The following is a 14958-nucleotide window of genomic DNA, read 5'->3' on the forward strand; positions in this document are numbered from 1 at the left end:
AAACCTTCGGAGGAACCCACCGATGAGTCTGCGCGACTCGGTCTCCCTCGCCGCTGCCGCCGACAAGGCAGCAACCCTCGTCGAAGCCCTTCCGTGGTTGGAGGAGTTCCGGGGGGCGCTCGTCGTCATCAAGTACGGCGGCAACGCCATGACTGACGAAAGTCTCAAGGCTGCGTTCGCCGAAGACGTCGCCTTCCTGAAGTACGCGGGGCTGCGGCCGGTCGTCGTCCACGGCGGCGGACCCCAGATCCAGGCGATGCTCGACCGCCTGGGTCTCCAGAGTGAGTTCAAGGGCGGCCTCCGGGTTACCACACCTGAGGTGATGGACGTCGTCCGCATGGTGCTCACCGGTCAGGTGTCGCGCGAACTCGTCGGCCTGATCAACAACCACGGCGCGCTCGCGGTCGGTCTGTCCGGCGAAGATGCTTCCCTGTTCGGCGCGCGCCGCCGCGGCGCGATGGTAGCCGGCGAGCTGGTCGACATCGGCTTGGTCGGCGATGTCGAGACGGTGAATCCCGCTGCGGTGCAAGACATCCTGGACGCCGGGCGAATTCCGGTGGTCTCATCTGTCGCCCCTGATCTCGACGCCGACGGGCAGGTGCTCAACGTCAACGCCGACACCGCCGCAGCCGCGCTGGCCACGGCGCTCGGTGCGCGCAAATTGGTCGTCCTGACCGATGTCGAAGGCATCTATGCCGACTGGCCCGACCGCGACAGCCTGCTCAGCACCCTGCCGGTCGATCGGGCCCGCGTGCTGTTGCAGAAGGTCGACAGCGGCATGGTGCCCAAGCTCGAGGCCTGTATCCGGGCGATCGACGGTGGCGTGCCGCAGACCCACGTGATCGACGGACGCCGTCCGCACTCGCTACTACTCGAAATCTTCACCAATGCCGGAATCGGCACGATGATCCTCCCGGAGGCCCGCTCATGAACCAAGCCGAGGCACTGGCCTCGTACGCACACGACGTCCTGCCGGTTTTCGGTATGCCTGCCTTAGTGCTCGACCGCGGTGAAGGTTGCTACGTCTGGGATCTCGACGGCAAGCGCTACCTCGACCTGCTGGGCGGCATCGCGGTCAACGCCGTGGGACACAACCACCCCGATCTGGTCGCAGCAGTGTCCAAGCAAGCGGGGGAGATGGTGCACATCTCCAACTTCTTCACCAGCCGGCCGCAGATCGAGCTCGCCCGCCAGCTGCTGCAGATCAGCGCTGCCCCGGACGGCTCCAAGGTCTTCTTCGCCAACTCCGGCACCGAGGCCAACGAGGCCGCCATCAAGCTCAGCCGCCGCACCGGTCGCAGCAAGATCATCGCCGCCGAGGGTGCCTTCCACGGACGTTCGACCGGTGCCTTGGCGCTCACCCACAAGCCTGCCTATCGCGAGCCCTTCGAGCCACTGCTGCCGGGTGTCCAGCACGTCCCTTATGGCGACATCGAGGCTCTGCGAGCCGCGGTCGACGAGCAGACGGCCGCTGTCTTCCTCGAGCCCATCCAGGGTGAAGCCGGCGTCGTCGAGGGATCACGCGAGTACCTGCAGGCTGCGCGCGAGATCACCGCTGAACACGGCGCCCTGCTGGTCTTCGACGAGGTGCAGACCGGCATCGGCCGCACCGGTGCGTGGCTCGCACACCAGCACGCGGGCGTCCTGCCGGACGCCGTCACGCTGGCCAAGGGCCTGGGCGGGGGCGTGCCGATCGGAGCCTTGATCACCATGGGTCCGCAGACCTCTGGCCTGTTGGCCGCCGGACAACACGGCACCACCTTCGGTGGCAACCCGCTCGCCTGCGCGGCGGGTCTGGCCGTGCTCGACATCATCGAGCGGCAGGCACTGCTGCAGCATGCCGAGGAGGTGGGCGAGTGGTTCCGGCAGGCCTTGCGTGCGGCAGACATTCCAGGTGTGGAAGACGTCCGTGGCCGCGGCTTGCTGCAAGGGGTGGTGCTCACCGATGAGATCGCTGCGTCGCTGGCGACCAGTGCGCGCGCAGCCGGATTCATCGTCAACGCCGCCACTGCGACGGTGCTTCGTCTGGCTCCGCCGTTGATCATCAGCCGCGAGGAACTGCAGACCTTCATCGACGCACTTCCCGCACTCATCCAGGAGGTCAGCCCGTGACCCGACACTTCCTGCGCGACGACGACCTCAGCCCCGCCGAACAGGCGCAGGTGCTCCAGCGAGCGGCCACGATGAAGGCCAACCGCACCACCGACCAACCGCTGACCGGGCCGCAGGGCGTCGCGATCATCTTCGACAAGCCGACGCTGCGCACGCAGTTGTCGTTCACCGTGGGTGTCGCCGAACTTGGCGGCTTCCCGACGGTCGTCGACGGCAATCTCGCCCAGATCGGCACGCGTGAATCGATTGCGGACGTCGCCCGCGTACTCGGCCGACAGGTGTCGCTGATCGTGTGGCGCACCCACGGCCAGGACCGCATCGAGCAGATGGCGCAGTATGCGGGCGTACCGGTCGTCAATGCGCTCACCGATGACTTCCATCCGTGCCAGATCCTGGCCGACTTGCTCACGATCAGTGAGCACAAGGGCCGTCTGGCGGGACTGACTATGACCTACGTCGGCGACTGTGCCAACAACATGGCCCATTCCTACGCGCTCGGCGGCGCGACCGCTGGCCTCCATGTACGTCTCGCCGGTCCGACCACGCACCAACCCAAGGCCGACATCCTTGCTCGGGCCGAGCAGATCGCGGCGCAGACCGGTGGCTCGGTGAGCTACACCGACGATCCGATCGCGGCAGCGACCGACTCGGACGTCCTCATCACCGACACCTGGGTGTCAATGGGACAAGAAAGCGAGAGCGATCAACGCAAGGGACAGGAATCACCGTTCGCGAGGTTCACGTTGGACGCCGATCTGCTGACCCATGCGGACGATGATGCGATCGTCATGCACTGCCTTCCCGCATACCGAGGCTATGAGATCTCTGCCGACGTGATCGACGGTCCTCGCTCCGTGGTCTGGGACGAAGCGGAGAACCGATTGCATGCGCAGAAGGCGCTCATGGCATTCCTGGTCGAGCAGCAGGCTCAGCAGCGATGATCACCGGCACCCGAGCATCAAGGCACCAAGCGATCACTGACCTGCTGACCCGACACGAAGTGCAGTCGCAGACGCAGTTGTCGCAGTTGCTGGCCGAGCAGGGGTTCTCGGTGACCCAGGCGACGCTTTCGCGTGACCTCGACGAACTCGGTGCAGTGAAGCTGCGACGCGAGGGTCAGCTCGTTTACGCGGTCGCCGCGGAGGGTGGCGACGGGCTCACGGTCGCTTCCCTCGGTGAGCCGGATGGGCGGCTGCGCAAGGTCTGCAACGATCTGTTGGTGTCTGCCGAATGGGCCGAGAATCTTGTCGTGCTCAAGACGCCGCCCGGTGGCGCGAGCCTACTGGCCTCGGCGATCGACCACGCTCGTCCCCAGGACGTCCTCGGCACCATCGCCGGCGACGACACGATCATGGTGATCACGACCTCGCGCGCAGCAGCGCCGGTGGTCACCGAACACTTTCTCCAACTCGCACAAGGGCAGGCATGACTGAGCAGAAGAGCAACACCGACCGGATGAGTCTTTGGGGCGGACGCTTCGCCGGTGGCCCGGCTGACGCGCTGGCGGCATTGTCGAAGTCGACCCATTTCGACTGGCGCCTTGCGCCGTACGACATCGCCGGTTCCAAGGCGCACGCCCGCGTGCTCCACAGTGCCGGGCTGCTCGACGGTGCACAGCGCGACGCGATGATCACTGCGCTCAACCAACTCCTGGCCGATGTCGAATCCGGCGCGTTCACACCAGCCCCCGACGACGAGGACGTCCACACCGCTCTCGAACGTGGTCTCATCGAGAGGGCGGGAGCCGACATCGGCGGACGCCTGCGCGCCGGTCGCAGTCGCAACGATCAGGTGGCCACGCTGTTCCGCATGTACCTGCGCGATCACGCCCGTGTGGTTGCCGGCCTGCTGCTCGATGTGGTCGACGCACTCATCGGTCAGGCTGCGCAGCACTCCGAGGTGGCGATGCCGGGTCGCACCCATCTGCAGCACGCCCAGCCGGTGCTGCTGGGGCACCACTTGTTGGCGCACGCGTGGGCGCTGCTGCGCGACGTCGAGCGCTTCGTCGACTGGGACCGTCGAGCAGACGAATCCCCATATGGCTCAGGTGCATTGGCCGGTTCGAGCCTTGGCCTCGACCCCAACGCCGTCGCCGCTGATCTCGGCTTCAGCCGGGCCACCATGAATTCCATCGACGGCACCGCAGGTCGTGATTTCGTCGCGGAGTTCTCCTTCATCTGCGCGATGGCGGCAGTCGACATCTCGCGGATCGCCGAAGAGGTCGTGCTGTGGGCGACCAAGGAGTTCTCCTTCATCACACTCGACGACGCCTTCTCCACCGGGTCGAGCATCATGCCGCAGAAGAAGAACCCGGACGTCGCCGAACTTGCGCGGGGCAAGGCGGGCCGGCTGATCGGTGACTTGTCCGGCCTGCTCACCACCTTGAAGGCCCTGCCGTTGGCGTACAACCGTGATCTGCAGGAGGACAAGGAGCCGGTGTTCGACGCAGTCGACACCCTCGAGGTGTTGCTGCCGGCCTTCTCCGGCATGGTCGAGACGATGGTGTTCAACACCGAGCGCCTCGAGTCGCTCGCACCCCAGGGTTTTGCGCTTGCCACCGACATCGCCGAGTGGCTGGTGCGCGAAGGCACACCGTTCCGCATCGCCCACGAGGTGGCGGGCGAGTGCGTGCGCGTCTGCGAAGGTCAGAACAAGGAGTTGTGGGACCTCACCGACGACGAGCTGACCCAGATCAACTCGGCTCTCACGCCGGCTGTGCGTGAGGTGCTCAGCGTGCCCGGATCCCTCAACTCGCGCGATGCGCAGGGTGGTACCGCACCCGTGCGGGTCGCCGAACAGCGGGCAGCGGCGCAGCAGCAGTCTGCAGGCGTCCGCACTTGGACCCAGCAACGGATCGTCACCGCGTGATCGATGCGCTCGAGCCCTGCGGTCGCGGCGTGCGTCCGCGGGCCGACGCGCCGGTGACCCACGTCGCGCAGCGTCTCCTCGGCTGCAGCATCAGCCACGCCGGTGTCACGGTTCGCATCACCGAGACAGAGGCCTACGGCGGAGCGGACGATCCGGGCGCACACACCTATCGGGGTCGCACCGCACGCAATGCGTCGATGTTCGGTCCGACCGGGCACGCCTACGTCTACTTCACTTACGGAATGCACCACGCGCTCAACCTCGTCTGCGCGCCGGTCGGCACCGGGCACGGAGTGCTCATCCGTGCCGGCGAGGTGGTCGACGGCATCGACGTCGCGCGTGAACGACGAGGCAGCGTCGCCGACCGTGACCTCGCCCGAGGCCCCGGACGCTTGGCGCAAGCACTCGCGCTCACTCGTGAGCACGACGGTCTCTCCTTGGAAGGCCCGGAGCCGCAATTGCTGTTGCAGGCCGGTGCACCGGTCGAGGTGTTCAGCACCGGACCCCGCGTTGGGGTGAGCGGCCCCGGCGGCGATGGTGTCGCGTTTCCGTGGCGCTACTGGATTCCGGATGATCGGTATGTCTCGACATATCGGCCGGCGAAACCGCGTCGCGCCCGCGGCGAGGCATAGGGCAGGCTTGACCCGGCACCCGCACCCGGGTGCATCACCTTGTGAGGAAGGACAACCAGTGAGCAACATCTTCGACGAGCTGCAGTGGCGTGGCTTGGTGGCACAGACCACCGACGAGGCCACGCTGCGGGAGGCACTCGACGGGACGCTCACGGTGTATTGCGGCTTCGATCCGACCGCGCCTTCCCTCCACTTCGGCAACCTGGTGCAGCTGATGCAGTTGCGCCGACTGCAGCGTGCCGGACACCGCATCATCTGCCTGGTCGGTGGCTCGACCGGCCTGATCGGTGACCCGAAGCCGGACAGTGAGCGGGTGCTCCGTAGTAAGGAGCAGGTCGCTGAAGCAGTGGCCTCGATCCAGCAGCAGGCAGCGAAGTTCCTCGACTTCGACGGCGACAACCCGGCGACGATGGTCAACAACCTCGACTGGACCGCCGACATCACCGCACTCGACTTCCTACGCGACGTCGGCCGGTACTTCCGGGTCAACTCGATGATCAAGAAGGACGCCGTCGCTGCTCGACTCAACTCCGACGCCGGTATCAGCTACACCGAGTTCAGCTACCAGATCCTGCAGGGGCTGGATTACCTCCACCTGTTCCGCACCTACAACTGCACGCTGCAGGTGGGCGGATCCGACCAGTGGGGCAATCTCATCGCTGGCGTCGACCTCGTGCGCCTGGCGGAGGGAGCAGCAGTCCACGTGCTCACCTCGCCCCTGCTCACTGATTCCAGTGGCCGCAAGTACGGCAAGTCGGAGGGCAATGCCATCTGGCTGAACCCGAAGATGACCTCGCCCTACGCCTTCTACCAGTACTTCGTGAACGTCGAGGATTCCGAGGTCATCAAGCTGCTCAAGGTCTTCAGCGACCTCACGCCCGAGGAGATCGCTGATTACGAGCAGCAGGTGGAGTCGGAGCCCTTCAAACGTGCGGCGCAACGTGCTCTGGCCGGCGCAGCGACGACCCTTGTGCATGGTGCGCAGGCGACGACCGCAGTGCAGGCTGCCTCCGAAGCGCTTTTCGGCAAGGGCGATCTCACCGCGCTGGACGCGGGCACGTTGTCCGACTCGACCGCTGAGCTGCCCGGCGCGGATGTCGCTCCCGGCACCGGGATCGTCGATGCGCTGATTGCTGTGGGCATCGCCGACAGTCGCAACTCGGCGCGGCGTCTGATCGGTGACGGAGCGATCTCGGTCAACAACGAGAAGGTCACCGATCCGGAGCAGACGCTGGGGGAGGACGACTACCTGCACGGTGTCGTCGCCGTCATCAAACGCGGACGCAAGTTCCAGGCGGCCGCACGACGGGCCTGAACCCTGTCGAACCGGGCAATTTCCTGCGGATCGGGTGGGTGCGACGAGGATCGCATCCACCCGATTTGGCTTCCGCCAGACGTTGGCGTAATGTTCTCCGAGTCGCCGCAGGGAGGCACGGACAAGCCGCAAGGCAAGGCCGGTCCCACGGAAGACCACCACCGCTCGTCAGAGCAAACCAGACCGGCCAAGCCGATTTGGAAAGCAAATCGCAGCGGTGATAACCTGAACAGGTTGCCCCAGAGCAAGGCGCACAACGCCGAAACAATGGTGAGCAGTCGTTTCTTGAGAACTCAACAGCGTGTCGAGTGATTGATGCCGAATGTTTGTTTGGCTGATATTAACGAGATTATTTGTAGAACAGACTTTTGATGGTTTGTTTTGCTCTTGTCAGTTTTTGTTGGTCAGGCTTGAATTTTTTGTAGTTTTTTACGGAGAGTTTGATCCTGGCTCAGGACGAACGCTGGCGGCGTGCTTAACACATGCAAGTCGAACGATGAAGCTCCAGCTTGCTGGGGTGGATTAGTGGCGAACGGGTGAGTAACACGTGAGTAACCTGCCCTTCACTCTGGGATAAGCCTTGGAAACGGGGTCTAATACTGGATATTCAGGCGTCACCGCATGGTGGTGTTTGGAAAGATTTTTTGGTGAGGGATGGACTCGCGGCCTATCAGCTTGTTGGTGAGGTAGTGGCTCACCAAGGCTTTGACGGGTAGCCGGCCTGAGAGGGTGACCGGCCACACTGGGACTGAGACACGGCCCAGACTCCTACGGGAGGCAGCAGTGGGGAATATTGCACAATGGGCGAAAGCCTGATGCAGCGACGCCGCGTGAGGGATGACGGCCTTCGGGTTGTAAACCTCTTTCAGCAGGGACGAAGCGTGAGTGACGGTACCTGCAGAAGAAGCACCGGCTAACTACGTGCCAGCAGCCGCGGTAATACGTAGGGTGCGAGCGTTGTCCGGAATTATTGGGCGTAAAGAGCTTGTAGGCGGTTTGTCGCGTCTGCCGTGAAAGCCCAGGGCTTAACCCTGGGTCTGCGGTGGGTACGGGCAGGCTAGAGTGTGGTAGGGGAGACTGGAATTCCTGGTGTAGCGGTGAAATGCGCAGATATCAGGAGGAACACCGATGGCGAAGGCAGGTCTCTGGGCCATTACTGACGCTGAGAAGCGAAAGCATGGGGAGCGAACAGGATTAGATACCCTGGTAGTCCATGCCGTAAACGTTGGGCGCTAGGTGTGGGACTCATTCCACGAGTTCCGTGCCGCAGCTAACGCATTAAGCGCCCCGCCTGGGGAGTACGGCCGCAAGGCTAAAACTCAAAGGAATTGACGGGGGCCCGCACAAGCGGCGGAGCATGCGGATTAATTCGATGCAACGCGAAGAACCTTACCAAGGCTTGACATACACCGGAAGCATGCAGAGATGTGTGTGCCTTTTGGCTGGTGTACAGGTGGTGCATGGTTGTCGTCAGCTCGTGTCGTGAGATGTTGGGTTAAGTCCCGCAACGAGCGCAACCCTCGTTCCATGTTGCCAGCACGTAATGGTGGGGACTCATGGGAGACTGCCGGGGTCAACTCGGAGGAAGGTGGGGATGACGTCAAATCATCATGCCCCTTATGTCTTGGGCTTCACGCATGCTACAATGGCTGGTACAGAGGGTTGCGATACCGTGAGGTGGAGCGAATCCCTTAAAACCGGTCTCAGTTCGGATTGGGGTCTGCAACTCGACCCCATGAAGTTGGAGTCGCTAGTAATCGCAGATCAGCAGTGCTGCGGTGAATACGTTCCCGGGCCTTGTACACACCGCCCGTCAAGTCACGAAAGTCGGTAACACCCGAAGCCGGTGGCCTAACCCTTGTGGGGGGAGCCGTCGAAGGTGGGATTGGCGATTGGGACTAAGTCGTAACAAGGTAGCCGTACCGGAAGGTGCGGCTGGATCACCTCCTTTCTAAGGAGCGACAGTGGCCTTTCATCACCGAGTGTGTGGTGGGGTCCTGCTCATGGGTGGAACATCAATCATGGTGCCTGTCACGGGTGCCACCTCGAACTAAGTACGAACCACGGTGGTGGTTGATGACCTGCGGGTTGTCAAGGATCACTGAGTCTGGTTGTGGAACAGGGACGGGTGGTGTGTGTGGTGGGTGTCGACACGTTGTTGGGTCCTGAAGAAACGACCCGAAGCCCCTTGGTGGGGTTCGGTTGTTTTTTCTGGGTTGCAGGCTCATAGCCGGCCACGGTGAATGTGGTTGTGGGTGTGGGTTGCTGTGTGTTGTTTGAGAATTGCATAGTGGACGCGAAGCATCTGTAGTGCTCTGTGTAAGTTTTTAAGGGCGTACGGTGGATGCCTTGGCACCAGGAACCGATGAAGGACGTAGGAATCTGCGATAAGCCTCGGGGAGTCGATAACCAGACTGTGATCCGAGGATTTCCGAATGGGGGAACCCAGCACCATTCATGTGGTGTTACCCGCATCTGAATAAAATAGGGTGTGTGGAGGGAACGTGGGGAAGTGAAACATCTCAGTACCCACAGGAAGAGAAAACAACAGTGATTCCGTGAGTAGTGGCGAGCGAAAGCGGATGAGGCTAAACCATGATTGTGTGATACCTGTCAGGGGTTGCAGTTGTGGGGTTGTGGGGCCGTTCTTACCAATGCTGACATGTTGGTGGGCAGTAAGAAATTGCGCGTGTAGACGAACAATCTTGAATGGTTGACCGTAGAGGGTGTGAGTCCTGTAGTCGAAACATGTGTGACTGTCTTGAGCGTGTTCCCAAGTAGCACCGGGCCCGTGAAATCCGGTGTGAATCTGGCAGGACCACCTGCTAAGCCTAAATATTCCCTGGTGACCGATAGCGGACTAGTACCGTGAGGGAAAGGTGAAAAGTACCCCGGGAGGGGAGTGAAATAGTACCTGAAACCGTGCGCTTACAATCCGTCAGAGCCGGCGTTGTTCCGGTGATGGCGTGCCTTTTGAAGAATGAGCCTGCGAGTTAGTGCTCAGTGGCGAGGTTAACCCGTGTGGGGTAGCCGTAGCGAAAGCGAGTCCGAATAGGGCGCATATAGTCGCTGGGTCTAGACCCGAAGCGGAGTGATCTACCCATGGCCAGGTTGAAGCGACGGTAAGACGTCGTGGAGGACCGAACCCACTTAGGTTGAAAACTGAGGGGATGAGCTGTGGGTAGGGGTGAAAGGCCAATCAAACTCCGTGATAGCTGGTTCTCCCCGAAATGCATTTAGGTGCAGCGTCACGTGTTTCTTACCGGAGGTAGAGCTACTGGATGGCTGATGGGCCTCACCAGGTTACTGACGTCAACCAAACTCCGAATGCCGGTAAGTGAGAGCGTGGCAGTGAGACTGTGGGGGATAAGCTTCATAGTCGAGAGGGAAACAGCCCAGATCACCAGCTAAGGTCCCTAAGCGTGTGCTAAGTGGAAAAGGATGTGGAGTTGCTGTGACAACCAGGAGGTTGGCTTAGAAGCAGCCACCCTTTAAAGAGTGCGTAATAGCTCACTGGTCAAGTGATTCCGCGCCGACAATGTAGCGGGGCTCAAGCACACCACCGAAGCTGTGGCAATCACATATCACCCTGACTGAGGTCCAGGGGTGTGGTTGGGTAGGGGAGCGTCGTGTGGGCAGTGAAGCGGCGGAGTGATCCAGTCGTGGAGGCCACACGAGTGAGAATGCAGGCATGAGTAGCGAAAGACGGGTGAGAAACCCGTCCGCCGAATAACCAAGGGTTCCAGGGTCAAGCTAATCTGCCCTGGGTAAGTCGGGACCTAAGGCGAGGCCGACAGGCGTAGTCGATGGACATCCGGTTGATATTCCGGAACCGGCGAAGGACCGCCCATATCGAATCAGGGGATGCTAACCACCCGAACCGCGACGTTTGTACACCTTCGGGTGTGCGTGTTCGTGGGGAGCGTGGGACCCGATCTTGTAGTAGGTAAGCGATGGAGTGACGCAGGAAGGTAGCCTCCGCGGGGCGATGGTTGTCCCCGTCTAAGACTGTAGGACGAGATATAGGCAAATCCGTATCTCTTGTGTCTGAGAGTTGATAGTGACCACGTTATGTGGGAAGTAGGGTGATCCTATGCTGCCGAGAAAAACTTCTAGCGAGGTTCGAGCCGCCCGTACCCCAAACCGACTCAGGTGGTTAGGTAGAGAATACTAAGGCGATCGAGTGAATCGTGGTTAAGGAATTCGGCAAAATGCCCCCGTAACTTCGGGAGAAGGGGGGCCCAAACCTTGAAGTGACTTGCTCACTAGGGGTGAGGGCCGCAGAGACCAGGGAGAAGCGACTGTTTACTAAAAACACAGGTCCGTGCGAAGAAGTAATTCGATGTATACGGACTGACGCCTGCCCGGTGCTGGAAGGTTAAGAGGACCGGTTAGTCACTTGTGGCGAAGCTGAGAATTTAAGCCCCAGTAAACGGCGGTGGTAACTATAACCATCCTAAGGTAGCGAAATTCCTTGTCGGGTAAGTTCCGACCTGCACGAATGGCGTAACGACTTCTCCACTGTCTCAACCGCGAACTCGGCGAAATTGCACTACGAGTAAAGATGCTCGTTACGCGCAGCAGGACGGAAAGACCCCGGGACCTTTACTAGCTGGTATTGGTGTTCGGTACGGCTTGTGTAGGATAGGTGGGAGACTGTGAAGCATGCACGCCAGTGTGTGTGGAGTCAACGTTGAAATACCACTCTGGTCGTTCTGGGCTCCTAACCTCGGTCCGTGATCCGGATCAGGGACAGTGCCTGGTGGGTAGTTTAACTGGGGCGGTTGCCTCCTAAAAGGTAACGGAGGCGCCCAAAGGTTCCCTCAGCCTGGTTGGCAATCAGGTTTTGAGTGTAAGTGCACAAGGGAGCTTGACTGTGAGACAGACATGTCGAGCAGAGACGAAAGTCGGGACTAGTGACCCGGCGGTGGCTTGGGAAGCGCCGTCGCTCAACGGATAAAAGGTACCCCGGGGATAACAGGCTGATCTTGCCCAAGAGCTCATATCGACGGCATGGTTTGGCACCTCGATGTCGGCTCGTCGCATCCTGGGGCTGGAGTAGGTCCCAAGGGTTGGGCTGTTCGCCCATTAAAGCGGTACGCGAGCTGGGTTTAGAACGTCGTGAGACAGTTCGGTCCCTATCCGCTGTGCGCGTAGGAAACTTGAGAAGACCTGTCCCTAGTACGAGAGGACCGGGATGGACGAACCTCTGGTGTGTCAGTTGTCCTGCCAAGGGCACCGCTGATTAGCTACGTTCGGAAGTGATAACCGCTGAAAGCATCTAAGCGGGAAGCACACTTCAAGATGAGGTTTCCATCACCATTCATGGTGGGGAGGCTCCCAGCAGACTACTGGGTTGATAGGCCGGACGTGGAAGCACAGTAATGTGTGTAGCTGACCGGTACTAATAAGCCGATAACTTACCCAAACAAACAGCACTGCGTAAGCATGTTTCGCGTCTACTATGCGATATCTGAAACAACACACCAACCACAATTGTTTGGTTGATAGTTTCATAGCGTTACGGCGGTCATAGCGAAGTGGGAAACGCCCGGTCACATTCCGAACCCGGAAGCTAAGCCCTTCAGCGCCGATGGTACTGCACTCGGTAGGGTGTGGGAGAGTAGGACACCGCCGGACAACACTTTCAAAAGGGTTGGAGGATCACCACGATGTGGCTGATCTTCCAACCCTTTTGCATTTGTCTGCGATAATTCGCTGTCGGCCGGCCCGGCCGGCGCCGTCGAAGGAGGACGTCATGCAGGACGACGACAAGCAATCAGGATCATCGGAGCGCCCCGAGCGCCGAGCCTCACGGTGGTCCCGCGCCGATGGCGCCGATGCTGGAGACCGTCGCTCGACGTCCGATGATCGTGAGCGCGGCGCTGATCGGCGCAGCAGCTCCTCGGAGGCGCGTGGTCGCGGTGACGACCGCGGATTCGACCGTCGGGATGGCGGCGGACGTGAGAGCCGCGGCTTCGAGCGCCGTGACAACCGTCGCTCGGATGACCGACGTGACGGTTACCGCGGAAACGACAGCCGGCGCGATGATCGCGGTGGTTATGGGCGGCGGGATGATGACCGCCGTTCGGATCGCGGCTTCGATCGCCGGGATGATCGACGCGATGGTGCCCGCGGTGATGGCCAGCGCGACAACGCCGGTCGCGGGTTCCAGCGTCGTGATGACGACCGTGGGCCCGGACGCAGTTTCGATCGCCGAGACGATCGACGCGATGGTGCCCGCGGTGATGGCCAGCGCGACAACGCCGGTCGCGGGTTCCAGCGTCGTGATGACGACCGTGGGCCCGGACGCAGTTTCGATCGCCGAGACGATCGGCGCGACGGTGGCCGTGACCGCGATCGCCGGGGCAACTCGGGTCGCGGCTTCCAACGCCGTGATGACCGTGCACCAGGGCGCAGCTTTGACCGTCGGGACGACCGACGCGATGACCGGCGTGGAGATGGCGGTGGTGGCCGACCGCAGGACGGTTCCCGTGAGCAGCGGTGGAGCCGGCCGGATCGTGACGACCGTGGTGGAGGGTTCCAGCGTCGCGACGACGACCGTGGGCCCGGACGCAGCTTCGACCGGCGTGACAGTCGCGACGGTGAGCGCCGCGAGTTCCGCGGTGGCCGCGGAGGCGAGCGTCGCTTCTCCGGAGGCGGCCGTGACGACCGTCGCGGACCATCGCGTGACGGTGATCGCCGCGGCAACGTCCGGTCGGGAGACCGCGGACGTCCGGGTCGCGATGAGCGACCCACAGATCGTTCTGCACAAGACCGTCCCGCTGGTGGTCCACGTAGCTGGGAGCGTGGCTTGGATGAGCAGGAACGCCGCGACCGCAAGCGGGAGCCGCAACTGCCCGAGGGCGTGACCGGCAAGGAACTGGATCGCTCCGTCTGGCAGCAGTTGCGCACGCTGACTCCCGAAAATGCTGAAGGAGTCGCTCAGCACCTGGTCGCCGCGGCTCTGGTGCTGGAGGAGGACGAGGACCGTGCGCTGGAGCACGCTGAGCACGCAGCTCGGCGCGCCGGTCGCGTGCCTGCGGTCCGTGAGGCGCTCGGACTCGTGCGCTATCGCCGGGGTGAGTTCACCGATGCACTGCGGGAGTTCAAGACCGCACGCCGCTTGTCTGGATCCGACCATCTGATTCCTTACATGGTCGACTGCGAGCGCGGCCTCGGACGTTTCGATCGGGCTCTGGACCTTGCCTCCTCGCCGGAAGCCAAGCGTCTGCCGCAGGACGACGCGATCGAGTTGGCCATCGTGGTGTCCGGTGTGCGCCGTGACATGGGCCAGCCGGAGGCTGCGCTCATCAGTCTCCGCATTCCTGCCCTCGAACGCGCTGGCAAACAGCCGTGGGCGGCGCGGCTGCAGTACGCGTACGCCGAGGCGCTGCTGGCCACCGGTCGGGAAGATGAGGCACGCGAGTGGTTCGCTCGTGCGTCGGCCACGGATGCCGACGGGCTCACCGACGCCGACGAGCGGCTGGCTGACCTCGATGGCGTTGACCTCACCGATCTGCTGGGTGACGAGGACGACGAGTTGGACGCACCGACCGACTGAGCGTCGTCCACAACCGGCAAAGAGGCCCACGTTCGTCCACAGCGACAGATCCCTCGCTGGTATTGGCCGTGCCCGGGAGGGCAGTCTGATCGCTCCTACCAAGAAGGGAGACTGATCATGGCGGCGAGTCTGGGCGCAGCGACGAACGAGGTGCACATCATCGGGCGATTGCGTGATGCGCCGGAGGTGAAGCAGCTGCCGAGTGGCGACGAAGTGGTGTCGTTCCGGGTCGCTGTGCCGCGGCCCGACGATGCGCGGCGTAGTGCACGCAGTCCGCGCAGCGATCTCATCGATGTCAGTTGCTATTCCGCACGCACTCGGCGCAGCGCGGCCCGGCTCACCGATGGCCAAGGAGTCGAGGTGACCGGAGCGATGCGTCGCCGGGTGTGGCGCACTCCGGCCGGTGTGAACGGCCGGCTCGACGTCGAGGCGTCCACGTTGCGGGCAGTGCGATTGGACTGAACCGC

10 protein-coding genes and 3 rRNA genes are annotated in these 14958 nt (G+C 62.3%); 12 read left to right on the forward strand and 1 reads right to left on the reverse strand.

Going from position 1 to position 14958, the window contains the following annotated elements; translation table 11 throughout:
* The first annotated feature begins 22 nt into the window (after positions 1-22).
* From argB to rrf, 10 genes are all read left to right on the forward strand, one after another.
* Positions 23-931, forward strand: a complete 909-nt coding sequence (argB, locus tag J5M86_RS06280) for an acetylglutamate kinase (RefSeq protein ID WP_188060346.1) — start codon at positions 23-25, stop codon at positions 929-931.
* On the forward strand, positions 928-2112 hold the full coding sequence (locus J5M86_RS06285) for an acetylornithine transaminase (protein WP_188060347.1): 1185 nt from the start codon (positions 928-930) through the stop codon (positions 2110-2112). The genes argB and J5M86_RS06285 overlap by 4 nt, the downstream gene beginning before the upstream one ends.
* Complete coding sequence (argF, locus tag J5M86_RS06290) at positions 2109-3053, forward strand: ornithine carbamoyltransferase (RefSeq protein WP_188060348.1); 945 nt, start codon at positions 2109-2111, stop codon at positions 3051-3053. Before J5M86_RS06285 ends, argF begins: the two co-directional genes overlap by 4 nt.
* The gene (gene argR / locus J5M86_RS06295; RefSeq protein ID WP_188060349.1) at positions 3050-3541 is read left to right on the forward strand and encodes an arginine repressor; all 492 of its coding nucleotides are present in this window, start codon (positions 3050-3052) and stop codon (positions 3539-3541) included. Before argF ends, argR begins: the two co-directional genes overlap by 4 nt.
* On the forward strand, positions 3538-4980 hold the full coding sequence (argH, locus tag J5M86_RS06300) for an argininosuccinate lyase (RefSeq protein ID WP_188060350.1): 1443 nt from the start codon (positions 3538-3540) through the stop codon (positions 4978-4980). Before argR ends, argH begins: the two co-directional genes overlap by 4 nt.
* On the forward strand, positions 4977-5612 hold the full coding sequence (locus tag J5M86_RS06305; RefSeq protein ID WP_244328509.1) for a DNA-3-methyladenine glycosylase: 636 nt from the start codon (positions 4977-4979) through the stop codon (positions 5610-5612). The genes argH and J5M86_RS06305 overlap by 4 nt, the downstream gene beginning before the upstream one ends.
* A gap of 58 nt (positions 5613-5670) precedes the next feature.
* Positions 5671-6927 (forward strand): tyrosine--tRNA ligase, encoded by a 1257-nt coding sequence (gene tyrS, locus J5M86_RS06310; RefSeq protein ID WP_188060351.1) that lies wholly within the window; start codon positions 5671-5673, stop codon positions 6925-6927.
* Positions 6928-7355: 428 nt separating this feature from the next.
* A 16S ribosomal RNA gene (locus tag J5M86_RS06315) occupies positions 7356-8878 on the forward strand.
* 366 nt (positions 8879-9244) lie between these two features.
* Positions 9245-12355: ribosomal RNA gene (locus J5M86_RS06320) — 23S ribosomal RNA — on the forward strand.
* Between the two features lie 94 nt (positions 12356-12449).
* Positions 12450-12567, forward strand: a 5S ribosomal RNA gene (gene rrf, locus J5M86_RS06325).
* The 16S, 23S and 5S rRNA genes sit together here, the layout of an rRNA operon.
* Positions 12568-12739: 172 nt before the next feature.
* Here the strand turns inward: rrf and J5M86_RS06330 are convergent.
* Positions 12740-13702, reverse strand: a complete 963-nt coding sequence (locus J5M86_RS06330) for a hypothetical protein (protein WP_208965115.1) — start codon at positions 13700-13702, stop codon at positions 12740-12742.
* Between the two features lie 39 nt (positions 13703-13741).
* Here J5M86_RS06330 and J5M86_RS06335 point away from each other — a divergent pair, with 39 nt between their 5' ends.
* Positions 13742-14491, forward strand: coding sequence for a lipopolysaccharide assembly protein LapB (locus J5M86_RS06335; RefSeq protein WP_244328510.1), 750 nt, complete (start codon positions 13742-13744; stop codon positions 14489-14491).
* 117 nt (positions 14492-14608) lie between these two features.
* Entirely contained in the window at positions 14609-14953 is a 345-nt protein-coding gene (locus J5M86_RS06340) for a single-stranded DNA-binding protein (RefSeq protein ID WP_188060904.1), read from the forward strand.
* Positions 14954-14958: the final 5 nt, after the last annotated feature.

The sequence above is a fragment of the Yimella sp. cx-51 genome (genome assembly GCF_017654605.1).
Taxonomy (GTDB): Bacteria; Actinomycetota; Actinomycetes; order Actinomycetales; family Dermatophilaceae; genus Yimella.

What these genes read in the sequence shown, in the direction of transcription:
- argB (WP_188060346.1), top strand. Translation starts at nt 23, where the DNA reads ATGAGTCTGCGCGACTCGGTCTCCCTCGCCGCTGCCGCCGACAAGGCA.
- J5M86_RS06285 (WP_188060347.1), top strand. Translation starts at nt 928, where the DNA reads ATGAACCAAGCCGAGGCACTGGCCTCGTACGCACACGACGTCCTGCCG.
- argR (WP_188060349.1), top strand. Translation starts at nt 3,050, where the DNA reads ATGATCACCGGCACCCGAGCATCAAGGCACCAAGCGATCACTGACCTG.
- argH (WP_188060350.1), top strand. Translation starts at nt 3,538, where the DNA reads ATGACTGAGCAGAAGAGCAACACCGACCGGATGAGTCTTTGGGGCGGA.
- J5M86_RS06340 (WP_188060904.1), top strand. Translation starts at nt 14,609, where the DNA reads ATGGCGGCGAGTCTGGGCGCAGCGACGAACGAGGTGCACATCATCGGG.